The sequence below is a fragment of the Streptococcus mitis genome, assembly GCF_000722695.1.
Lineage (GTDB): Bacteria > Bacillota > Bacilli > Lactobacillales > Streptococcaceae > Streptococcus > Streptococcus mitis_O.
Genome location: NZ_JPFU01000012.1, coordinates 109,945 through 131,702, shown reverse-complemented (window position 1 = coordinate 131,702; position 21,758 = coordinate 109,945). Strand labels below are relative to the sequence as shown.

At 40.3% G+C, this 21,758-nt stretch carries 16 protein-coding genes and 2 pseudogenes; 12 read left to right on the top strand and 6 right to left on the bottom strand.

The features are described from left to right. Positions 1-59 precede the first annotated feature (59 nt). Positions 60-392 (top strand): putative DNA-binding protein, encoded by a 333-nt coding sequence (locus tag SK629_RS04595; protein WP_000402066.1) that lies wholly within the window; start codon positions 60-62, stop codon positions 390-392. Positions 393-403: 11 nt separating this feature from the next. Next, positions 404-1,974, top strand: a pseudogene (gene ffh, locus SK629_RS04590) (signal recognition particle protein). A 172-nt stretch (positions 1,975-2,146) separates the two neighbouring features. On the opposite strand, the gene SK629_RS04585 reads toward ffh, so the two are convergent. Together SK629_RS04585 and rsmG are read right to left on the bottom strand one after the other, a co-directional pair. Continuing rightward, on the bottom strand, positions 2,147-3,430 hold the full coding sequence (locus SK629_RS04585) for a uracil-xanthine permease family protein (RefSeq protein ID WP_042900792.1): 1,284 nt from the start codon (positions 3,428-3,430) through the stop codon (positions 2,147-2,149). Positions 3,431-3,731: 301 nt separating this feature from the next. Beyond that, positions 3,732-4,445, bottom strand: a complete 714-nt coding sequence (gene rsmG / locus SK629_RS04580) for a 16S rRNA (guanine(527)-N(7))-methyltransferase RsmG (RefSeq protein ID WP_042900791.1) — start codon at positions 4,443-4,445, stop codon at positions 3,732-3,734. A 93-nt stretch (positions 4,446-4,538) separates the two neighbouring features. On the opposite strand from rsmG, the gene SK629_RS04575 reads away from it, so the two are divergent. Together SK629_RS04575 and htpX are read left to right on the top strand one after the other, a co-directional pair. Then, entirely contained in the window at positions 4,539-5,099 is a 561-nt protein-coding gene (locus tag SK629_RS04575; RefSeq protein WP_042900790.1) for a LemA family protein, read from the top strand. Position 5,100: 1 nt separating this feature from the next. Beyond that, positions 5,101-6,000 (top strand): zinc metalloprotease HtpX, encoded by a 900-nt coding sequence (gene htpX, locus SK629_RS04570; RefSeq protein ID WP_042900789.1) that lies wholly within the window; start codon positions 5,101-5,103, stop codon positions 5,998-6,000. 207 nt (positions 6,001-6,207) lie between these two features. Here htpX and SK629_RS04565 read toward each other — a convergent pair whose 3' ends face one another. Continuing rightward, positions 6,208-7,734 carry an ATP-binding cassette domain-containing protein gene (locus SK629_RS04565; RefSeq protein WP_042900788.1) on the bottom strand — a complete coding sequence of 509 codons (1,527 nt, stop codon included), beginning with the start codon at positions 7,732-7,734 and terminating at the stop codon, positions 6,208-6,210. 487 nt (positions 7,735-8,221) lie between these two features. Here SK629_RS04565 and SK629_RS04560 point away from each other — a divergent pair, with 487 nt between their 5' ends. The 7 genes and pseudogenes from SK629_RS04560 (at position 8,222) to SK629_RS04530 (ending at position 17,362) form a co-directional block, all read left to right on the top strand. After that, positions 8,222-8,764, top strand: a complete 543-nt coding sequence (locus SK629_RS04560; RefSeq protein ID WP_042900787.1) for a YceD family protein — start codon at positions 8,222-8,224, stop codon at positions 8,762-8,764. Beyond that, on the top strand, positions 8,764-9,393 hold the full coding sequence (nth, locus tag SK629_RS04555; RefSeq protein WP_000244443.1) for an endonuclease III: 630 nt from the start codon (positions 8,764-8,766) through the stop codon (positions 9,391-9,393). Before SK629_RS04560 ends, nth begins: the two co-directional genes overlap by 1 nt. Before the next feature lie 210 nt (positions 9,394-9,603). Next, positions 9,604-10,125, top strand: coding sequence for a bifunctional pyr operon transcriptional regulator/uracil phosphoribosyltransferase PyrR (gene pyrR, locus SK629_RS04550; protein ID WP_042900786.1), 522 nt, complete (start codon positions 9,604-9,606; stop codon positions 10,123-10,125). An 18-nt stretch (positions 10,126-10,143) separates the two neighbouring features. After that, positions 10,144-11,067, top strand: coding sequence for an aspartate carbamoyltransferase catalytic subunit (locus SK629_RS04545; RefSeq protein ID WP_042900785.1), 924 nt, complete (start codon positions 10,144-10,146; stop codon positions 11,065-11,067). 49 nt (positions 11,068-11,116) lie between these two features. After that, the gene (locus SK629_RS04540) at positions 11,117-12,196 is read left to right on the top strand and encodes a carbamoyl phosphate synthase small subunit (RefSeq protein WP_000166837.1); all 1,080 of its coding nucleotides are present in this window, start codon (positions 11,117-11,119) and stop codon (positions 12,194-12,196) included. A gap of 448 nt (positions 12,197-12,644) precedes the next feature. After that, positions 12,645-15,821: a carbamoyl-phosphate synthase large subunit gene (carB, locus tag SK629_RS04535; RefSeq protein ID WP_042900784.1), complete on the top strand. Its 3,177-nt coding sequence runs from the start codon at positions 12,645-12,647 to the stop codon at positions 15,819-15,821. Positions 15,822-16,039: 218 nt separating this feature from the next. Next, positions 16,040-17,362: pseudogene (locus SK629_RS04530) on the top strand (Nramp family divalent metal transporter). Positions 17,363-17,604: 242 nt separating this feature from the next. Here SK629_RS04530 and SK629_RS04525 read toward each other — a convergent pair. The 3 genes from SK629_RS04525 to tacF are packed head-to-tail and all read right to left on the bottom strand — an operon-like array spanning position 17,605 to position 20,716. Beyond that, complete coding sequence (locus SK629_RS04525; protein ID WP_042900783.1) at positions 17,605-18,414, bottom strand: LicD family protein; 810 nt, start codon at positions 18,412-18,414, stop codon at positions 17,605-17,607. A gap of 1 nt (position 18,415) precedes the next feature. Continuing rightward, complete coding sequence (locus tag SK629_RS04520) at positions 18,416-19,219, bottom strand: LicD family protein (protein WP_042900782.1); 804 nt, start codon at positions 19,217-19,219, stop codon at positions 18,416-18,418. A gap of 9 nt (positions 19,220-19,228) precedes the next feature. Next, a complete protein-coding gene (tacF, locus tag SK629_RS04515; RefSeq protein ID WP_042900781.1) occupies positions 19,229-20,716 on the bottom strand; it encodes a type IV teichoic acid flippase TacF in 1,488 nt (495 codons plus the stop codon). Between the two features lie 333 nt (positions 20,717-21,049). Here tacF and SK629_RS04510 point away from each other — a divergent pair, with 333 nt between their 5' ends. After that, positions 21,050-21,757: a 2-C-methyl-D-erythritol 4-phosphate cytidylyltransferase gene (locus SK629_RS04510; RefSeq protein ID WP_000638489.1), complete on the top strand. Its 708-nt coding sequence runs from the start codon at positions 21,050-21,052 to the stop codon at positions 21,755-21,757. Position 21,758: the final 1 nt, after the last annotated feature.

Here is a 21,758-nt window from a genome sequence, read left to right as displayed (position 1 = left end):
CTTCTCGGATTGGCTTTCTAGTGTGGTAGATTAGGCTAATTTTTGGTATAATAAAAGTTATGGAAATCGAAAAAACCAATCGTATGAATGCGCTCTTTGAATTTTATGCAGCGCTTTTGACAGATAAGCAAATGAATTATATAGAACTCTACTACGCTGATGATTACAGCCTTGCTGAAATTGCCGAGGAGTTTGGTGTCAGTCGTCAGGCTGTCTATGACAATATCAAGCGAACAGAAAAGATTCTGGAAGATTATGAGATGAAATTGCACATGTACTCGGACTACATTGTCCGCAGTCAGATTTTTGACCAGATTTTGGAGCGCTATCCCAAGGATGACTTTCTGCAGGAGCAGATAGAAATTTTAACAAGCATTGATAATAGAGAATAAGAGGAAGAAAAATGGCATTTGAAAGTTTAACAGAACGTTTGCAGAACGTCTTTAAAAATCTACGTAAAAAGGAAAAATCTCTGAAGCTGATGTCCAAGAGGCAACCAAAGAAATTCGCTTGGCCTTGCTTGAGGCCGACGTTGCCTTGCCTGTTGTGAAGGATTTTATCAAGAAAGTTCGTGAGCGTGCAGTCGGGCATGAGGTCATTGATACCCTTAATCCTGCGCAACAGATTATTAAAATCGTTGATGAGGAACTGACAGCTGTTTTAGGTTCTGACACAGCGGAGATTATCAAGTCACCTAAGATTCCTACAATCATCATGATGGTTGGTTTGCAGGGGGCTGGTAAAACAACCTTTGCTGGTAAGCTGGCCAACAAACTCAAGAAGGAAGAAAATGCCCGCCCTTTGATGATTGCGGCGGATATCTATCGTCCAGCTGCCATTGACCAGCTTAAGACTTTGGGGCAACAGATTGATGTACCAGTTTTTGCTCTAGGGACAGAGGTTCCAGCTGTTGAGATTGTACGTCAAGGTCTGGAACAAGCCCAAGCCAATCACAACGACTATGTCTTGATTGATACGGCAGGTCGTTTGCAGATTGATGAGCTTCTGATGAATGAGCTTCGTGACGTGAAAGCACTGGCTCAACCAAACGAAATTCTGCTCGTCGTTGATGCTATGATTGGTCAAGAAGCAGCCAATGTTGCGCGTGAGTTTAATGCTCAGTTGGAAGTGACTGGGGTGATCCTTACTAAGATTGATGGGGATACTCGTGGTGGTGCGGCTCTATCGGTTCGTCACATTACTGGAAAACCAATCAAGTTCACTGGTACAGGTGAAAAGATTACAGATATCGAAACCTTCCACCCAGACCGTATGTCTAGTCGTATCCTTGGCATGGGGGATATGCTCACTTTGATTGAGAAAGCTTCTCAAGAATACGATGAGCAAAAAGCCCTTGAAATGGCTGAGAAGATGCGTGAGAACACCTTTGATTTCAATGATTTCATTGATCAGTTGGATCAGGTGCAAAACATGGGGCCAATGGAAGACTTGCTCAAGATGATTCCAGGTATGGCCAACAATCCAGCACTTCAAAACATGAAGGTGGATGAGCGTCAGATTGCGCGCAAACGTGCTATTGTGTCTTCCATGACACCTGAAGAGCGTGAAAATCCAGATTTGTTAAATCCAAGCCGTCGCCGTCGTATTGCTGCAGGTTCTGGAAATACCTTTGTCGAAGTCAATAAATTCATCAAAGACTTTAACCAAGCTAAACAGCTCATGCAGGGTGTTATGTCTGGCGATATGAACAAGATGATGAAGCAAATGGGTATCAATCCAAATAACCTTCCTAAAAATATGCCAAATATGGGAGGAATGGATATGTCTGCCCTTGAAGGCATGATGGGACAAGGTGGTATGCCTGACTTGTCAGCTCTTGGAGGAGCAGGAATGCCAGATATGAGCCAGATGTTTGGTGGAGGACTCAAAGGTAAAATCGGTGAATTTGCCATGAAACAGTCTATGAAACGCATGGCGAATAAAATGAAGAAAGCGAAGAAGAAACGTAAGTAAGACAAGAGATTGAGTTAAATAAAGCAAATATTATAAACAAACGCATAGTGTCAAGGTTTATGAACACCTGATATTATGCGTTTTTGATTTTAACAAATTTGTCAAAACATTTTTATTGCGGTATACGAAAAATCCACTCAGTTGTCTAAGTGGATTAGGTACGTTTAGACTCTTAGTCTTTATTTTCGTATGGCAAGATCAAGTTCAAGATGATTCCTGTCATGGCTGATAGGGCAGTTCCTGAAAGGGTAACTGGACCAAGTTTAAGGATAGCTCCTCCAAGTCCAAGAACCAACATAGCACTTGCGATGATTAGGTTACGCATTTGAGCAAAATCAACACGTTCTTTAATCAAGACTTTCAAACCGTTGCTGGCGATAACTCCATAGAGAAGGATTGACATACCACCAAGAACAGCATTTGGAATGGTTGAAATCAAGGCAGTGAATTTACCAAGGAAGCTAAGGGCAATCGCGATGAAGGCAGCGTTACGGATAACTGAGACAGAAGCGATACGAGTCATACCGATAACCCCTGTATTTTCTCCATAAGTTGTATTGGCTGGTCCACCAAGGAAGGCAGAAACAGAAGTTGCGATACCGTCACCAAGAAGAGTACGGTGAAGGCCTGGTTCTTTCAAGAATTGACGACCACAGATTTGACCCAAAACAGTATGGTCTCCGATATGTTCAGAAATTGTTACGATAGCGATTGGCAAGATAGCGATGGTTTCTGGACCAAAGTAAAGACTGTACTCTTTAAAGGCACCACCAGTACTAAATGGCAAGTAGAAACTAGGAATTTCAAACCAGTCAGCTTTAAGAACTGGTGTAAAGTCAACTAGCCCAAGAGCTAGAGCGAAGAGGTAACCACCGATAATGGCAAATAGGAAAGGAATGATTCGTAGGAAGCCCTTTCCTTTAGTATTGATAAAGGCAGCAATCAAGAAAGTAACAACTGCTACAAGAGCATTTTTCCAGTTTCCATCAGCTACAAGACCAGCGTTGGTAACAGCTGAACCTGCAAGTCCAAGACCGATAACGATGATCATAGGTCCGATGATGATTGGTGGCAAGAGTTTATCAATCCATTTTGTACCCGCAAAACGAACACCAGCAGCGACAAGGACATAGATAAAACCTGTAAGGATAACCCCTGTTTGTGCAGCTGATACATCCCCTCCTAATTCCTTCATAGCTAGTGACATTGCTGTGATAAAGGCGAATGATGATCCTAGATAAACTGGAACTCTAAAACCAGTTGCGATCATGTAGATGAGTGTTCCAACACCTGAAGCAAAAAGGGCAACAGATACAGGCATTCCCAAAATCAATGGTACCAAGATGGTCGCACCGAACATGGCGAAAACGTGTTGGAAACTAAGGAGAATTCCTTTTCCAGCCGAAGGACGTTGGTCAACGTCTAGTAACAAATCAACAGTTGATTCTTGTTTCATATAAACCTCACTTTTGGGCATCAAAAAAGAGCCCATTATTTTACAGCAATAGGCCCTCAGAGTAAGACTTCTCTAAAATCTAGACTTTAAAGAGTTTCAAGTATTTCTTCGTCTTCGTCACCTCACGGGATGACATTAAAAACCTTTGCTTGTGATAGTATAGCAGAAAAAAATGATTTTGTAAATCATTTTTTCCCGAGCATGGAAATAAAGGAGCGAGGCTGATTTTGTAAATCATTTTTTCCCGAGCCTAGAAATAAAAGAGCGAGGCTGATTTTGTAAATATTTTTTACTAAAAAATTTAAAGCGGGCGTTTGTTGGGCATACCAGCCTTTCTTGGATATTTATTTGGTGTTTCTTTTTTCTTTTCCACCACTGTGATATAACGCGGATCTCCATTCGGTAGGGCGTAGCTGAGATTGTCTCCGACCTTACTAAAAAGGAGGTTGAGAGCATTCTTAGCTTCTAATAATTCCTCAGGCGCATTGCTAGCCTTGAGTGCCAATAGTTTTCCGCCAACTTTAAGGTAGGGAATAGTCAATTCAGACAAGACCTGCATACGGGCAACCGCACGAGCTGTTACAAAATCATATTGAGCACGGAAGTTCTTGTCTTGGGCCAAGTCTTCTGCACGTCCATGGTAGAAATGAACACCATCCAAATCCAGTTCTTGAGCCAAAAGTTGGAGGAAGTTGATGCGCTTGTTGAGAGAATCAATGATAGTTACATCTAACTGAGGATAGAGGATTTTCATTGGTAGACTAGGAAATCCTGCCCCAGCCCCGATATCAAGAAGTTTGATAGTTTCATTGGGAATCAAACCTTGCAGAATAGGTGCAATCGAATCGTAAAAATGTTTGAGATAAACTTCTTCCTTGTCCGTAATGGCTGTTAAATTAATCTTTTCATTCCACTTGACCAGGAGCTCAAAATAGCGTTCAAATTGTTTTTTTTGCTGGTCCGAAAGTGGAAGATTTTGCTCGGCAAGCAAGTTGTAAAATGTTTCTGGTTTCATAGTTATTTCCTTCTTTAGTATCATCTTATTTTACCACAATCATTAAAAATTTGATATACTGGTACTAATCTAAAAGTAGAAAGGACTTATATAATGACTTGGATTATTCTTGGAGTTATCGCTCTTGTTGTTATTTTTGTGATTGTTAGCTATAACGGTTTGGTTAAGAATCGTATGCAAACAAAGGAGGCTTGGAGTCAGATTGATGTTCAGTTGAAACGTCGAAACGATCTCTTGCCAAACTTGATCGAAACTGTAAAAGGTTATGCTAAATATGAAGGTTCTACCCTTGAAAAGGTGGCAGAACTTCGTAACCAAGTGGCGGCAGCGACTTCACCAGTAGAAGCTATGAAAGCTAGTGATGCCCTCACTCGTCAGGTTTCAGGTATTTTTGCAGTTGCAGAAAGCTATCCAGATTTGAAAGCCAGTGCTAACTTTGTTAAATTGCAAGAGGAGTTGACTAATACAGAAAATAAAATTTCTTACTCTCGACAACTCTACAACAGTGTTGTCAGCAACTACAATGTAAAATTAGAAACTTTCCCAAGCAATATTATCGCTGGAATGTTTGGCTTTAAAGCAGCAGATTTCCTTCAAACACCTGAAGAGGAAAAGGCAGTTCCTAAAGTTGATTTTAGCGGTTTAGGTGACTAAGATGTTGTTTGATCAAATTGCAAGCAATAAACGAAGAACCTGGATTTTGTTGCTGGTATTTTTCCTACTCTTAGCTCTTGTTGGCTATGCGGTTGGTTACCTCTTTATGAGGTCTGGGCTCGGCGGTTTGGTTATTGCACTGATTATCGGCTTTATCTATGCCTTGTCCATGATTTTTCAATCAACAGAGATTGTCATGTCTATGAATGGCGCTCGTGAAGTTGATGAACAAACGGCACCAGACCTCTACCATGTAGTGGAAGATATGGCTATGGTCGCTCAGATTCCTATGCCCCGTGTTTTCATCATTGATGATCCAGCCTTAAATGCCTTTGCGACAGGTTCTAACCCTCAAAACGCAGCGGTTGCTGCGACGTCAGGTCTCCTTGCTATCATGAATCGTGAAGAACTAGAAGCTGTTATGGGACATGAAGTCAGTCATATTCGTAACTACGATATCCGCATTTCAACTATTGCTGTCGCCCTTGCTAGTGCCATTACCCTGCTTTCTAGTATGGCAGGTCGTATGATGTGGTGGGGTGACGCAGGTCGCAGACGAAGTGACGATGACCGAGAAGGAAATGGCTTAGAAATTATTATGCTAGTGGTTTCCCTACTAGCTATCGTGCTGGCCCCTCTTGCTGCAACCTTGGTGCAACTAGCTATTTCTCGTCAGAGGGAATTCCTAGCTGATGCTTCCAGTGTCGAGTTGACGCGCAATCCTCAAGGGATGATTAATGCCCTACGTAAGCTGGACAATAGCGAGCCGATGCATCACCATGTCGATGATGCTAGTAGCGCACTTTATATCAATGATCCCAAGAAAGGTGGAGGGTTCCAAAAACTCTTTTATACCCACCCACCTATTTCAGAACGGATTGAACGTTTGAAACATATGTAAAATGTAGGCTGGGAAAAAGTCTTTAAAATCTTAAAAACGCATAATATCAGGTGAAATGAACTGCACCCCAAAAGTTAGACAGAAAAAATCTAACTTTTGGGGGTCAGTACAGAAAAAACTTGATATTATGCGTTTTATTATGGGGAGATTTGCTTCCTTTTCTCCTGAAATTGTGTTTTTGCCCCACCTATCTGCTATGTTGCAAATTTATAAATCTTGAAAATTAACTATCTCCAGACCATGTTCTGTTAAGCGATAGATGATTGAACAGACCTCTTTTAAGAAACGACGGTCATGCGAAACAGTGATGAGACCGCCTGGATACGTAGCAAAGAGTTTTCTGATTTGGGGTTGAGAAGTGGGAGAAAAGTTTCGTGTGGGTTCATCTAGCAGGAGAAAGTTTGGTTTGCGCAAGACTAAATCCAAAAGCAGGAGTTTACCTTGTTGTCCGCCAGATAAGGAGCGAATTTGATGCTGCATTTCTGGATAACTGAAATTGAGACTGGCTAAGTGAGATTGGATTTTCTGTAGTTCCTCTTTTTCTCCAGTTTTGCTGAGATAGGCTATTGGTGATAAATCCAATTGTAGTTTTTGGTGGTAATCTTGTGGCATAAAACCAAGAGCAATCTCTCTTTTGGTACTTAATAGTTGCTGTAACTTGGCTAACAGAGTTGATTTTCCAACACCATTCGGCCCGATAATACCGATTTTTTCTTGGCCACGGACAGTTAGTTGCAGTTCCTGAGACAAAACACGGTCGTCAATGGACAAACTTTCTTTTTCCAGCTGGATTAAGATTTTAGAAGTCGGTAATGGTTGGATGTCTGAGAAGAAAAGTCTGATTTCTTCCTCTTCAAGTGGCTTTTGGGTCATGGACTGAGCTACCTTTTCGTAGCGTTTTTCTTGAGAGAGTACAGTTTTCATCTTTTTAGCCAATAGGCGACCGGCAGTACTGTCTTTGGTAGCTCGAAGAGCGGTTTCTACATTTTGCTTGACTCGGCGATGCTTTTCCATGGTTTTGTCATAGGCTCTCTGGTCGTTAGCAGCTTGCTGGCTTTGTCTGACAAAATTAACCTTTCTCTGCTCACTGTATCGATCATAGTCTAAATGCTCGACTAGCGTTTCAGCTTCTTTACGGTGCTTGACCAGTCGCAAGTGGACAATAGTGTCTGCCGTTTGAGAAAGAAAGTCCTCATCATGTGAAATGAAAATAACAGTTTGCCTAATCTTGCGAATCTGACCTTTTAGCCAATCAACCGTCTCAAGGTCCAGGTCATTTGAAGGTTCATCTAAAAATAGAATCTCAAAGGGTTTGGCTAACTCATGGATGAGCTGAATTTTCAAAGCTTCGCCCCCTGATAAACTACCAATCTCTTGGTCGCTAGCGAAACCATCGCTATCAAACTGCAATTCCTCAGCCAAACGATAGAGGATACTGTAGTCTAAATCAATAGAATCTAAAAAGAAGTAGTCCTGTAGACTTTTCTTTTTCAACTCTTCGGGGAGTTTTTGAGGAATGTAAGCCAGTGACTGATAGTCAGACTGGATGTCTCCCTTGATAGTGAAATCAGATAAATATTCCCCCATTAAAGTTTTAAGTAAGGTTGATTTGCCATTTCCTTCTTCACCAATAATAGCTACCTTTTCCCCGTCTTGGATGGTCATGCTTAAGTCGGATACAAGATCCCGTAAATCTTTGTTTTGTGTGATGGTCAGGTGATTGATTTTTATCATATTGTTGCCCTTTCTATAATGTCAATAGTGCATAACAAAAAGCTCTACTTTACCTAGTAGAGCCCAAAGTCTATGTCAAAAAAAACTCTATTAAAATGCCAGAAAAAGAGCATAAAAGAGCACACAAAAAGAGACAAAAACAAGATCTACTAAATAAAGGTTCTTTATTTGATAGACTTAGTTGTTCATGTCTCCCTTACCTCCGAGTATTAGTACTTCTATCCTATACCTTTCAGGATATTTTGTCAACAGAAAACTGACAATTCTAAGCTCTAAAATCCGCGTGGTAAGCATTAGTAATGAGTTCTTTGTCTTCCATATGAGCATCCTCCTTGCTCTGATGTATTCTTGCCTATAGTATAGTACTAAAAAACAAAAATATCATAGTAAACATGTTAAAAAATCGAATTTTAATTACAAAGTTTGGTGGGCTGATTTGTAGCTTTTTCATGGTATAATCAAGAGAGTAAATCTTTATGGAGGAAGTATGAAATTAAATATTCAAGAGATTCGCAAGCAGTCTGAGGGCTTGCATTTTGAACAAAGTTTAGATCTAGTTGCAGACCTGCGTGCACGCAATCAAGAAATTTTAGATGTGAAAGATATTCTTGCAGTTGGGAAAGTACAGTATGAAGACCGTATGTATTTCTTAGATTACCAGTTGTCTTACACCATTATCCTTGCTTCAAGTCGTAGTATGGAGCCAGTTGAGTTAGTTGAATCTTATCCAGTCACAGAAGTTTTCATGGAAGGCGCAACCAACCAGCTAGATCAAGAGGTTCTCGATGATGATTTGGTCTTGCCTATCGAAAATGGAGAACTTGACCTTGCTGAGAGTGTATCAGATAATATCTTACTCAATATCCCTATCAAGGTCTTGACGGCTGAAGAAGAAGCTGGTCAAGGATTTGTGTCAGGAAATGACTGGCAAATCATGACAGAGGAAGAATATCAAGCCCAACAAGCAGTTAAGAAAGAAGAAAACAGTCCTTTTGCTGGCTTACAAGGACTATTTGATGGAGACGAATAATGGTCTTGTCAAAAAAACGCGCACGAAAGGTGCTAGAAGAAATCATTGCCCTCTTCCCAGATGCCAAGCCTAGTCTTGATTTTACCAATCATTTTGAACTACTGGTTGCGGTCATGTTATCAGCTCAGACGACGGATGCAGCAGTCAATAAGGCCACACCAGGTCTCTTTGCTGCCTTTCCAACGCCACAAGCTATGTCCGTAGCAACTGAGAGTGAGATTGCTTCACATATTTCTCGTCTGGGACTGTATCGGAATAAGGCTAAATTCCTTAAAAAATGTGCCCAACAGTTACTAGATGATTTTGATGGTCAAGTTCCTCAGACACGTGAGGAATTGGAGAGTCTGGCAGGAGTTGGTCGCAAGACAGCTAATGTTGTCATGAGTGTAGGATTTGGGATTCCAGCCTTTGCAGTTGATACTCATGTGGAGCGTATTTGTAAACACCACGATATTGTCAAAAAATCAGCAACGCCACTTGAGGTGGAAAAGCGTGTCATGGATATCTTGCCACCTGAGCAGTGGTTAGCTGCCCATCAGGCCATGATTTATTTTGGAAGAGCTATCTGTCACCCTAAAAATCCAGAGTGTGATCAGTACCCACAGTTATATGATTTTAGCAATTTATAAGATGGGGGCTCAAAAGTTTTTGCTTGATTTTAGGCCCTCTTTGTGCTATAGTATTTGATAACTAAATATTCCTTTAAACCTGTCCCGTGAGGCAGGCAAGGAGCGCGATAAAGTAGAAGGGCGAAGTCTATACTATCTGCAGTAGGGCTCGCTTAGCTATACATTTCAAGTCTCCTTGTTTAAGGAGACTTTTCTTTTTGGAGGTTTGTCATGAAGACAAAAGAAGTTGTAGACGAATTGACCGTCAAACGAGCGATTACGCGTATTACTTATGAGATTATCGAACGCAACAAAGATTTGAATAAAATCGTCTTGGCTGGTATTAAAACTCGCGGTGTCTTTATCGCCCACCGTATCCAAGAACGTTTGGAGCAACTAGAAAACCTTTCAGTTCCTGTTGTGGAATTGGATACGAAACCTTTCCGTGATGATATTAAAAGTGGAGAAGATACTTCTTTGGTTTCTGTTGATGTGACAGGCCGTGAAGTTATCTTGGTGGATGATGTGCTTTATACAGGTCGTACCATCCGCGCTGCTATTGATAATATTGTAGGTCATGGTCGTCCTGCGCGCGTGAGTTTAGCAGTTCTAGTCGATCGTGGACATAGAGAATTGCCTATCCGTCCAGATTATGTTGGGAAAAATATCCCAACCAGTCGTTCTGAAGAAATCATCGTAGAGATGGTAGAACTTGATGGCCAAGATAGAGTTCTGATTACTGAAGAAGCTTAGAAAGCTAAAGGAGTAGCCATGTCAGAAAATCAACAAGCATTGAACCATGTGGTGTCCATGGAATACCTCACTGTCGATCAAGTGATGAAATTGATCAAGCGAGGAATTGAGTTTAAAAACGGAGCTCAGCTTCCTTATGAAAATCATCCGATTGTTTCCAATCTTTTCTTTGAGGATTCTACACGGACGCATAAGTCCTTTGAAGTGGCAGAGATTAAACTGGGGCTGGAGCGACTTGACTTTGATGTGAAGACTAGTTCAGTCAATAAGGGTGAGACACTTTATGATACCATTTTGACTCTGTCTGCTTTAGGAGTGGATGTCTGTGTGATTCGCCACCCAGAGGTCGACTACTACAGAGAGTTGATTGCTAGTCCGACGATTACGACTTCCATCATCAATGGTGGAGATGGTTCGGGACAACATCCTAGCCAGAGCTTGCTTGATTTGATGACCATTTATGAGGAATTTGGTCACTTTGAGGGGCTCAAGGTTGCGATTGCAGGTGACTTGGACCACTCACGCGTTGCCAAATCTAATATGCAGATTTTGAAACGCTTGGGAGCTGAACTTTACTTTGCTGGACCTGAGGAATGGAGAAGTCAAGAGTTTGCAGACTATGGACAGTTTGTAACCATTGATGAAATCATTGATCAGGTGGATGTCATGATGTTTCTCCGTGTGCAACATGAACGTCATGATAGTGGAGCTATCTTTTCAAAAGAAGACTACCATGCCCAACATGGCTTGACTCAAGAACGTTACGATCGTTTGAAAGAAACAGCAATCCTTATGCACCCAGCTCCAGTCAATCGTGATGTAGAAATCGCAGATCACTTGGTTGAAGCACCAAAATCACGGATTGTCCAACAAATGACCAATGGTGTCTTTGTTCGAATGGCAATCTTAGAATCCGTATTGGCGAGTAGAAACGCCAACTAAAACACAAGACGTTAAAAGACGCCAGTGAGCGTCCACGAGAGGTGAAAATATGACAAAAAGACTTCTAGTATTAGAAGATGGAACAATTTTCGAAGGCAAGGCCTTCGGAGCAGATATTGATGTAACTGGTGAAATTGTCTTTAATACAGGCATGACCGGCTACCAAGAATCCATTACAGACCAGTCTTATAATGGACAAATCTTGACCTTTACTTATCCTTTGGTCGGAAATTATGGAATTAACCGTGATGATTATGAATCCATTATTCCAACTTGTAAGGGAGTTGTTGTTTTCGAAGAAGCGCGTAGAGCAAGTAACTGGCGTAATCAAATGACCTTGGATGAATTTTTGAAAGCCAAGAAAATTCCTGGTATTTCAGGGATTGATACGCGTGCACTTACCAAGATTATCCGTAAGCATGGTACCATGCGTGCAACCTTGACCCATGTTGGGGACAGCATGGACCATGTGACGGACCAGCTCCAAGCAACAGTATTGCCGACAGACAATATTAAGCAGGTTTCTACTAAAACATCCTATCCAGCTCCAGGAGTTGGTTTGAGCGTGGTGTTAGTGGACTTTGGCCTCAAGCACTCAATCTTACGTGAACTTTCTAAGCGCAACTGTAATGTGACCGTGGTTCCATACACGACAACTGCAGAAGAAATTCTTCATCTTAATCCTGACGGAGTTATGTTGTCAAATGGGCCAGGTAACCCAGAAGATGTTCCACAAGCACTCGACATGATTCGCGGTGTGCAAGGGAAAATTCCAATCTTTGGTATTTGTATGGGACATCAACTCTTTGCAATGGCAAACGGGGCAAAGACTTACAAGATGAAGTTTGGTCACCGTGGCTTTAACCACGCGGTACGTGAGATTGCTACAGGACGTGTAGACTTTACTAGCCAGAACCATGGTTATGCAGTTAGCCGTGAGGATTTACCAGAGCACTTGATCATTACCCACGAAGAAATCAATGACAAGTCAGTTGAAGGTGTGCGTCACAGATACCAACCTGCTTTCTCTGTTCAATACCACCCAGACGCAGCCCCTGGTCCACACGACGCAAGTTACCTATTTGACGAGTTTATCGAGATGATGGAAGCATTTAAACAATCAAATTAATAACGAGTAAAAGCTTGTCGAAGAATTTATGTAACTGAACACGGACGGAAAGCTCGGAATTTAGAGAAACCAATTTGGATTGTCATTCCTTCCTTGTTTTCCTAAAATTCAATCGTTTTCTATTTGTCCTTTGTATCTTATTTAATGGCAACCCGAGAGTTGCCAAATAGAAAGGCAGGTCGTTTCTTTTAGTCGCTATCAGGCGAACTAAAAACTCCCTGCACTAGATTTTTTACCGAAAAGTATCGTTTCGCTAAAAAATCGTCGGAGAATTTATTTAATGTCGCTCTGTGAGGCGACGAATAGAAAGGAGAAGGGGGGTCCGTATTTGCTGAACTGAATACGGGCTACGGACTGTGCTAAAAAGATAGTTATTCCTAGAACTGATAGTTCTGCGTCATAACTCCTATTTTAGCTTTGTCCGCTTTATGCCCTTAATATCTTATAAATGCCTAAACGTACTGATATTCAAAAAATTATGGTGATTGGTTCTGGTCCGATTATTATTGGTCAGGCTGCTGAGTTTGACTACGCTGGGACCCAGGCCTGCTTGTCTTTGAAAGAGGAAGGTTATGAGGTTGTCTTGGTTAACTCAAACCCTGCTACCATCATGACGGACAAGGAAATTGCTGATAAGGTTTATATTGAACCAATTACACTTGAGTTTGTGACACGTATTCTTCGTAAGGAACGTCCAGATGCCTTGCTGCCTACTCTCGGTGGGCAAACTGGTCTTAATATGGCCATGGAATTGTCTAAAAATGGTATCCTCGATGAGCTTGGGGTTGAACTTCTGGGAACTAAATTATCTGCTATTGACCAAGCCGAGGACCGTGACCTCTTTAAACAATTGATGGAAGAATTGGAACAACCCATTCCAGAATCTGAAATTGTTAACACAGTAGAAGAAGCAGTTGCATTTGCAGCGAAAATCGGCTACCCAGTCATCGTTCGTCCAGCCTTTACCCTAGGTGGTACTGGTGGTGGTATGTGTGCCAATGAGGAAGAATTACGTGAAATCGCTGAAAATGGATTGAAATTGTCACCTGTGACCCAATGTTTGATTGAGCGTTCAATTGCTGGTTTCAAGGAAATCGAATACGAAGTGATGCGTGACTCAGCTGACAATGCTTTGGTTGTTTGTAACATGGAAAACTTTGACCCAGTTGGGATTCACACAGGGGATTCCATTGTATTTGCCCCTGCCCAAACCATGTCAGACTATGAAAACCAAATGCTACGTGACGCGAGCTTGAGCATTATTCGCGCCCTCAAGATTGAAGGTGGATGTAATGTTCAGCTAGCCCTTGACCCACACAGTTTCAAGTATTATGTCATCGAAGTAAACCCTCGTGTGTCGCGTTCGTCAGCCCTTGCCTCTAAGGCGACAGGTTACCCAATTGCTAAGTTGGCTGCTAAGATTGCAGTAGGTTTGACCTTGGATGAGGTTATTAACCCAGTTACAGGTTCAACCTATGCCATGTTTGAACCAGCCCTTGACTATGTGGTTGCCAAGATTCCACGTTTCCCATTTGACAAGTTTGAAAAGGGTGAACGCCGTCTTGGTACCCAGATGAAGGCGACTGGAGAAGTCATGGCAATCGGTCGTAACATCGAGGAATCTCTCCTTAAGGCTTGTCGTTCCCTTGAAATTGGGGTTCATCACAATGAAATACCTGAACTTGCATCAGTTTCTGATGATGCCTTGATTGAAAAGGTTGTGAAAGCCCAAGACGATCGTCTCTTCTATGTATCAGAAGCTATTCGTCGTGGTTATACACCTGAAGAGATTGCTGAATTGACCAAGATTGATATCTTCTATCTGGATAAACTCTTGCATATCTTTGAAATTGAGCAAGAATTAGGTGCCCATCCACAAGATATAGACGTTTTGAAAACAGCTAAACTAAATGGATTTTCAGACCGTAAGATTGCGGAACTTTGGGAAACGACTGCAGACCAAGTTCGCCAACTTCGCTTGGAAAACAAGATTGTTCCAGTTTATAAGATGGTCGATACCTGTGCGGCAGAGTTTGACTCTGAAACACCATACTTCTATTCAACTTATGGTTGGGAAAATGAGTCTATCAAGTCTGATAAAGAATCTGTACTTGTTCTAGGTTCTGGTCCAATCCGTATCGGTCAAGGGGTCGAGTTTGACTACGCAACTGTTCACTCGGTTAAGGCTATTCAAGCTGCTGGTTATGAGGCTATTATCATGAACTCAAACCCAGAGACCGTTTCAACAGACTTCTCTGTATCAGATAAGCTTTACTTTGAGCCATTGACACTCGAAGATGTTATGAATGTCATTGACTTGGAACAACCAAAAGGGGTTATCGTTCAGTTTGGTGGTCAAACAGCTATCAACCTTGCGGAGCCATTGGCAAAAGCAGGTGTGACCATCCTTGGTACACAGGTCGCTGACCTAGACCGTGCCGAAGACCGTGACCTCTTTGAGCAAGCTCTAAAAGACTTGGACATTCCACAGCCACCAGGACAAACGGCTACCAATGAAGAAGAAGCAGTTCTTGCAGCTCGCAAGATTGGCTTCCCAGTTCTTGTCCGCCCATCTTATGTTTTGGGTGGACGCGCCATGGAAATCGTAGAAAACGAGGAAGACCTTCGTTCTTACATGCGTACAGCTGTTAAGGCTAGTCCAGACCACCCAGTTCTTGTTGACTCTTACATCGTTGGGCAAGAATGTGAAGTTGATGCCATTTCAGATGGGGAAAATGTCCTTATTCCTGGTATCATGGAGCATATCGAACGAGCTGGTGTCCACTCAGGTGATTCAATGGCCGTTTACCCACCACAAACCTTGTCGCAAAAGGTTCAGGAAACCATCGCAGACTATACTAAACGCCTAGCAATCGGCCTTAACTGTCTTGGAATGATGAACATCCAGTTTGTTATCAAGAATGAAAAAGTCTACGTTATTGAGGTCAATCCACGTGCCAGCCGTACGGTTCCATTTCTTTCTAAAGTGACCAATATCCCTATGGCTCAAGTAGCAACCAAGCTCATTCTTGGTCAAAAACTTGAAGAACTGGGCTACCAAGATGGACTTTACCCTGAAAGTACTCGCGTTCATATCAAGGCACCTGTCTTCTCCTTTACCAAACTAGCTAAGGTAGACAGCTTGCTTGGTCCTGAAATGAAGTCAACAGGTGAAGTTATGGGTTCTGATACGACTTTGGAAAAAGCTCTCTATAAAGCCTTTGAAGCTTCTTACTTACACTTACCAACTTTTGGTAACGTTGTATTTACCATCGCTGATGATGCCAAAGAAGAAGCCTTGGACTTGGCTCGTCGTTTCCAAAATATTGGCTATGGAATCCTCGCGACAGAAGGGACAGCAGGCTTCTTTGCCAGTCATGGATTACAAGCTCAACCTGTTGGTAAGATTGGTGATGACGATAAGGATATTCCAAGTTTTGTTCGCAAAGGAAGAATTCAAGCTATCATTAATACAGTTGGAACCAAACGAACTGCAGACGAAGATGGTGAGCAGATTCGCCGTTCAGCTATTGAACACGGAGTGCCTCTCTTCACAGCCCTAGATACAGCTAACGCCATGCTCAAAGTATTGGAAAGCCGTAGTTTTGTCACAGAAGCGATTTAGTTGAGAAAAATTTTTTCACATTTTTAAAGCCAGTGTTTTCTGACGCTGGCTTTTGCAATACTGCTGTTGCTTGTTTCAACTATCATGCTTTCCTGAAGAATCATTCCAAAATGTGATGCAATAAGACTAAATTGGAAATAGGAAACTATTTTCAACATTTCTTTCAAAGACTCCATTAATAAAATAGGTAAAGACAAGATTAGAAAGTGAATATTCCGATGTCTTCTTACAAAAAGGTCTCTCTTTCTGAGATCAACCAATCTATTGAAACTCCGAATAATAATCATTTTGGCACAATCTAAAAGTATTTTTGGGGCCTGGAGCTTTTGTGTCAGTTGGTTATATGGATCCTGGGAACTGGATTACCAGTGTGGTTGGTGGTGCTTCTTACAAATATAGTCTCTTATTTGTTATTTTGATTTCATCTATTATTGCCATGCAGTTACAACAAATGGCTGGAAAGCTCGGTAGTGACTAGGATGGATCTAGCGCAGGCAACAGCTCATCATGCTCCCAAGTGGCTTCGCTATAGTCTGTGGGTGATTTTAGAATTAGCTTTAATGGCGACAGACCTGGCTGAAGTTTTAGGTTCAGCGATTGCCTTAAATCTTTTGTTTAAAATACCGATTATGGTTGCTATCCTCCTAACCGTTTTAGATGTATTTCTTTTACTTTTGTTGATGAAATTTGGCTTCAAGAAGATTGAAGCTATTGTTACGACCCTTATCTTAACCATATTAGGCATTTTTTCCTATCTGGTAGTTTTATCCAGTCCAAGTATTCAGGGAATCTTTAGTGGTTATTTACCGACTTCGACTTTATTTGAAAGTCCTCTTCCGGGACATGAGAGTCAATTGACCTTGGCTTTAGGGATTGTAGGAGCGACAGTCATGCCTCATAATCTCTATCTTCATTAATCCTTATCACAAACAAGAAAAATCAATCATAAAGATAAGAAGGACGTCCGAAAAGCAGTGTGCTTTATGACCTGGGATTCTAATCTTCAGTTGTCCTTAGCCTTTATTGTCAATTCCTTGTTACTCATTTTAGGTGCTTCGCTCTTTTTTGGTCATGCATCTGAAATTTCGGCATTCTCTCAAATGTACAATGCTTTACAGGATTCGACAATAGCAGGAGCAATAGCCAGCTCAACTTTGTTTGCTCTGGCTCTCTTAGCAAGTGGTCAAAATTCGACCATTACAGGCACCTTGACAGGACAGATTGTCATGGAAGGCTTCTTACATCTAAGATTACCTCAGTGGCTTATCCGTATCGGTACACGTATTTTTGCCTTGCTCCCTGTGATTATAGTCGCCGTCTTGTTTGGACATCAAGAAAAAACCTTGGATTAGTTATTGGTTTATTCACAGGTCTTTCTGTCAATCGCTCTTCCGTTTTCAATCTTTCCTTTAATCTATTTGACCTCTAAGAAGTCACTAATGGGAGAATTTACAAATGCCAAGTGGAACACAATCCTAGGTTACGCAGTTGCAATTGTCTTAACCATTCTTAATATCAAGCTTCTTTTCGATATTTTTTAAACTTGTTTAAATTAGGTCTTAAGTATTAGCTTGAAGCTTGATAAAGAGAAAGTAGTAGTGGTTGGTTTATGAAATGAAGTATTAAAAAGAGATTGGGAAAAACTCAATTTCAGTAATAAATGAAGTAAATTTTTCCACAATAAAACGCATAGTATCAAGTTTTTCAATGCCTGATATTATGCGTTTTTTTGATTTTAAAGACTTTTTCCCAGCCTCTTTGTAGTTTATATGGTAACCCTCAATCAGCTTTTACGATAAGCTTTAATACTGTGACTATACCACTCTTGCATTTCTTTTGATGGTGGTGTCATATAATCTCCATACATCTGGGTTAAAAATTTGTCATACTTTTTAGGTACTGGCAACATACGGCCTTCAAACTCTGTTAAAATCAGTTCTTTAAAGGTATCAATTGGAAAGACTTCTTTCATTCCTTCCTTACCGATTCCAATTCCTCCTTCATATTGAGGAGTGTTGGTTGCAGCATTTTTGACTAGATGATCAATTTTCTTGTAAAAATAACGAGGATTGACAAATCGGAGAGCGTACCAGCTACATAATCTTAGAAAATCTTTTAATTTGCTATCACCGTGAACTGCTCGTGATTTTTTAATATAAGCTAGTTGACGAAGAGCCACATACTTATAGCTCTTGTCGACAATGCTCAAATCTGTAAAGCGATCAATTGGGAAGACATCGATAAAGAGACTGGTGTCATGACGCTTGTACTTAACATGGTCTTCGATAACGGTAGAAGTATCTAAAATCGATGCAAAATTATGGAAGTACCAAGAAGAGGTGTCGTAGGAAAGAACTTTGTAGCGAGGGTGATTTTCTTTCTCTATAATATCCAGTAAACGTTCATAATCCTCACGATAGAGAGAAATATCAATATCATCATCCCAGGGAATCATACCTTTGTGGCGGATAGCTCCAAGCATGGTTCCATAACTGAGAAAATAAGGAATATTATGTTTCTTACAAGTCTCATCAATATAATCTAGCAGAGCTAGTTGGATTTCTTTAATTTCTTCTTTTTCTAAATATTGCATCCTAATCCTCCAATTTGTAGGCATGAAATTCATGACTGTAGAAGCGTTTTTCTTCAGGTGGCAAGGTCATATAATCCCCATAAAATTGAGTCAAAATAGTATCAAATTTTTCAGGTGCTGGAAGGCTTAAATTTTCAAAGGCTAAATCGATTGTTTTATCGAAGGTACCACTTGGGAAGACTTCCTTTTCCTTAAATTTAGAAGGGATAAAAGCCATATACTGCCCATTCTCACGACTATATTTTTGAATTTCTTTCTCGATTTTATGTGCGAAATAACGAGGAGAAACCGGTCGAAGGAGCAACCAAAAGGCTGTTCGTATCCAATCTTTTAAAAGGTTATCTTTATAGACAATATTTTTATGTTTACTGAAAGATAGAAGTTTGAAGCTTTCCAGTTTATAACAAGTATCAATGACCTTAGGATCATCAAAGCGATCCATGGGGAAAATATCGATAAAGACACCAGAATCATAGGTTTTTGTATTTCGAGTATCAATGATTTTAGTCGTACTGTCGATTATTTTGATAAAGTTATTAAAGTAGTTCCTATCAGTTTCTAAGGCTAGGAGCTTATACTTGCTTTTTTCCTTTTGAAAAATGTTAATAAATCGTTGATAGTCTTCTCGAGACATGGACAGATCAATATCGTCGTCCCAAGGGATAAAGCCCTGATGTCGAACTGCCCCGATCAGAGTCCCGTAGTTAATAATATAGTTGATATTGTGCTTTTTACAGAGAGTATCAATATAATCCAAAATTTCTAATTCAATTTGTTTGGCATCTTCAATGGTTAGTTGTTTCATTCTAAACTCCTATGATCTTTTGAATTTATTTTTTAAGGCTAGGACATGGTTTAAAAATTCATAGAAAATGCTATCTTTTGTGAAGACAAGTAGACCAATATAAGAGATGGCTGATAGCAAGACAATCAAACCAGTATTAATCAAAAATGGCAAATTAATGACCATATCCACGGGATACAAGAAATTAATCAGGAAATAAATTCCTACAAAGGAAAGTGAAAAGAGCGAGTATCGAACAGTATAGCTAAAGATATGTCCCAAGTGGATAAGCTGTTTTCTATGGATGAAAATGATATAGAAAACAAGTAGAGAGGCCTCTGATAACATAGTTGTCAGTAAGTAGTATTCAGGAGCCACGATATTGTTGAAAAAGAGGAGACTATTTAAGCCCAAATTGAGTAATCCAGCGAAGACCGTATAGACTGTGATACGTTTTTCATAGCCATTTGTAAAGAGAATTTGGGAACCAAGAATGGTATCTAAGGCCAGTATAACCGTCCGAAAAGCGAAGAGAGAGGTCAAGATGCCACCTCCGATATATTTTTCACTCCCGTAAAGTAGGATGGCATTTGGTCCTAAAACCATGAGTCCAAAACTTAAAGGAATGATAAAGAAGTTAAAGATTCGACTACCTCTGTTAACCAGAGAAACATAGGCTTCTTTGTCTCCTTTACCCAAATAGTAACTGAGACGGGGTACACTCACTCCAATTGCACCAGTTACAACACCAGCTATAACGGTCACAATTCGTTGAGCCATAGTATAGTAACTAACGTTGACATCAATCCCTGTTTTAACGAGGAAGAGACGATCCAAAAAAGTGAAGAGCATATTGGCATTGGCAAAGACCAACATGGCTGTTAGAGGGAGAAAGAGCGGTTTAAAATCACTTATGTGAATCTTAACAAGCTTAATGTCTCTTTTAATCCAAAAATAACTAATCAGGTAGTTAATCAGTGTCGATAAACTCATCACAAGTGTGTAGACAACAATATCGTGTTCATTTTTGACAAACAGGAAAATAGAGACCAGCATCAGGATACGGATGAAGGCAGTTTTGTAAAAGAGAAAACTATAATTTTCCAGAGCTTCATTGACCCATTCGATTGAAAAAATCTGAGCAATGAGTTGAATCCCCATAACAAGGTAGACTTTTTTGATAATTGGATTATCAGTAAAGAAGAAAGGATAGGCAAGAATATAGATAGCAGTGGTCAAAATTGTACAAGCGATACACAAATAAAAAAGACTAGAAAAGGTTCTATTCAGATCTTTTTTGTTATCTTTGACATTACTGATAGCCCTTAAACCATAGTTATAGACACCATAAGTTGCAAAGGGCAAGAAAAATGACAAAATAGTGTCAACTGAGTTGAAGTAACCATAGTCAGTACGGTCTAAGACACGGGCGACATAAGTTCCTGTTAGAATGGGAAAAATAATATTTAAGACACGAATTCCCATGTAAGATAGAGCATTTAATTTTATACTTTTCATTCAATTTACCTCGTTTTTCATTATATCATAAAGTCAGCTAATAAGAAATGAAGGGCAGTAAAGTAAGTAATCACTTTGAAGCCTCAAATCTTAATTTTAAGTTTTCTTTAAGTAAATTATATTATTCTAAAGGACTCTAAAATTTCACAGCTATTTATTAGTAATGACTACAGAATTCCTAGTCACTACTGGAAATGGACTAGTTTCTGTGAATAATAGAACTGTATAATTCTCCTATTCTAGAAGGGGAGGATCAGTATTTCTTTCATGATAGAACTAGATTGTGGTATAATAGAGAGAATAAGTTTTTTAGTAAGACAAAGGAGAAAATAGATGATTTATGCAGGAATTCTTGCCGGTGGAACTGGCACACGCATGGGGATCAGTAACTTGCCAAAACAATTTTTAGAGTTAGGTGATCGACCTATTTTGATTCATACAATTGAAAAATTTGTTTTGGAACCAAGTATTGAAAAAATTGTAGTTGGGGTTCATGGAGACTGGGTTTCCCATGCAGAGGATCTTGTAGATAAATATCTACCTCTTCATAAGGATCGTATCATCATTACAAAGGGTGGTGCTGACCGTAATACGAGTATTGAGAAAATCATTGAAGCCATCGATGCTTATCGTCCGCTTACTCCAGAGGATATCGTTGTTACCCACGATTCTGTTCGTCCATTTATTACGCTTCGCATGATTCAGGACAATATCCAACTTGCTCAAAATCATGACGCAGTGGACACAGTGGTAGAAGCTGTTGATACCATCGTTGAAAGCACTAATGGTCAATTTATTACAGATATTCCAAATCGTGCTCACCTCTATCAAGGACAAACACCTCAAACATTCCGTTGCAAGGACTTCATGGACCTTTATGGTTCTCTCTCTGCTGAAGAGAAGGAAATCTTAACAGATGCATGTAAAATCTTTGTAATCAAAGGAAAAGATGTGGCCTTGGCTAAGGGGGAATACTCAAATCTAAAAATAACAACAGTGACAGATTTGAAGATTGCAAAAAGTATGATTGAGAAAGACTAGT

Coding starts and splice junctions, on each gene's coding strand:
- SK629_RS04595 (WP_000402066.1), top strand. CDS start 60: ATGGAAATCGAAAAAACCAATCGTATGAATGCGCTCTTTGAATTTTAT.
- SK629_RS04585 (WP_042900792.1), bottom strand. CDS start 3,430: ATGAAACAAGAATCAACTGTTGATTTGTTACTAGACGTTGACCAACGT.
- rsmG (WP_042900791.1), bottom strand. CDS start 4,445: ATGAAACCAGAAACATTTTACAACTTGCTTGCCGAGCAAAATCTTCCA.
- SK629_RS04575 (WP_042900790.1), top strand. CDS start 4,539: ATGACTTGGATTATTCTTGGAGTTATCGCTCTTGTTGTTATTTTTGTG.
- htpX (WP_042900789.1), top strand. CDS start 5,101: ATGTTGTTTGATCAAATTGCAAGCAATAAACGAAGAACCTGGATTTTG.
- SK629_RS04565 (WP_042900788.1), bottom strand. CDS start 7,734: ATGATAAAAATCAATCACCTGACCATCACACAAAACAAAGATTTACGG.
- SK629_RS04560 (WP_042900787.1), top strand. CDS start 8,222: ATGAAATTAAATATTCAAGAGATTCGCAAGCAGTCTGAGGGCTTGCAT.
- nth (WP_000244443.1), top strand. CDS start 8,764: ATGGTCTTGTCAAAAAAACGCGCACGAAAGGTGCTAGAAGAAATCATT.
- pyrR (WP_042900786.1), top strand. CDS start 9,604: ATGAAGACAAAAGAAGTTGTAGACGAATTGACCGTCAAACGAGCGATT.
- SK629_RS04545 (WP_042900785.1), top strand. CDS start 10,144: ATGTCAGAAAATCAACAAGCATTGAACCATGTGGTGTCCATGGAATAC.
- SK629_RS04540 (WP_000166837.1), top strand. CDS start 11,117: ATGACAAAAAGACTTCTAGTATTAGAAGATGGAACAATTTTCGAAGGC.
- carB (WP_042900784.1), top strand. CDS start 12,645: ATGCCTAAACGTACTGATATTCAAAAAATTATGGTGATTGGTTCTGGT.
- SK629_RS04525 (WP_042900783.1), bottom strand. CDS start 18,414: ATGCAATATTTAGAAAAAGAAGAAATTAAAGAAATCCAACTAGCTCTG.
- SK629_RS04520 (WP_042900782.1), bottom strand. CDS start 19,219: ATGAAACAACTAACCATTGAAGATGCCAAACAAATTGAATTAGAAATT.
- tacF (WP_042900781.1), bottom strand. CDS start 20,716: ATGAAAAGTATAAAATTAAATGCTCTATCTTACATGGGAATTCGTGTC.
- SK629_RS04510 (WP_000638489.1), top strand. CDS start 21,050: ATGATTTATGCAGGAATTCTTGCCGGTGGAACTGGCACACGCATGGGG.